This is a genomic window from Veillonella sp. VA137 (assembly GCF_003992015.1).
Taxonomy (GTDB): domain Bacteria; phylum Bacillota; class Negativicutes; order Veillonellales; family Veillonellaceae; genus F0422.
In genome coordinates this window covers 1-879 of record NZ_RQVK01000033.1, presented here as the reverse complement: position 1 = coordinate 879, position 879 = coordinate 1, and the positions used below count along the sequence as shown (strand labels likewise).

Annotated in this window: 2 protein-coding genes; both read left to right on the top strand. The window is 36.4% G+C overall.

Annotated elements, in window-relative coordinates:
- Positions 1–309 precede the first annotated feature (309 nt).
- Complete coding sequence (locus tag EO116_RS08370; protein WP_127161430.1) at positions 310–561, top strand: hypothetical protein; 252 nt, start codon at positions 310–312, stop codon at positions 559–561.
- A 111-nt stretch (positions 562–672) separates the two neighbouring features.
- Positions 673–801: a hypothetical protein gene (locus EO116_RS08730; protein ID WP_255416988.1), complete on the top strand. Its 129-nt coding sequence runs from the start codon at positions 673–675 to the stop codon at positions 799–801.
- Positions 802–879: the final 78 nt, after the last annotated feature.

Sequence of the window (879 nt, the reverse complement as noted above, 5' to 3'; positions counted from 1 at the left end):
CGATGGAGTGTACACCCATAAATCATTAGGTCAATTGCGTAAGGCAATCAAATTGCTTAAATGACCAAGGGGGAACTACTGCTAGTATTTACGATACTAAAGTAGATATTAATTATCCGATTTCCTTTAAGAGTAAAGTTTTATGGGGCGGTGTTACGATTGATCATAGTGGTATATCTAGTGGCGGGCTAGCAGCATATTTCCAAAGTTCCGACCTTAAAAGAGGGAAAGTTACATCGGATGCTATCAGCGATGCCTTTACAGCGGATATTAAATATATCGTAATCGGATATTAGTCTCCAAGGGGGAATGCAATCATCTAAATTCACTGATAATCAAGCAGGTAAAGAATATAAATTTACATTGCCAATTTCTTACAAATCAAAATGCTTGGCAGCAATTGGGGCTGTTGAAACTAATTTGGATAATGGATATACATATATTAATATCAACCATTCCCCAAGCAAATCCACCCTATCACAACTTGCTTTTCATTGCTACACCGATTGGGATTGGAGTTATCGGGGATTTAAATTAGCTGTTCTATCAATAGGAGTTTAACCATTTGTCCAAGGGGGAAAAGCTGACATTGAAGTATCCTCTAGGATATTTGATAATTTCATTAACTTTCCTGTAACATTTACAAGAACGCCAATTGTTACAGCTACAAATATGGCTGAAACTCTTGATCGAGACGAATGGGCAACAAGTGCAATATCTGTAATCAACTTAACAAAATTTAAATACCAAACTGCACAAAATGGTGTATCCAAGTTACAGTGGATTGCCATTGGAAAATAATCACCAAGGGGGAAAATTCATTCCTGAAACTGCAAATATTACGTATTCCATTAGATTCACTAAAGTATTGGCAGTACT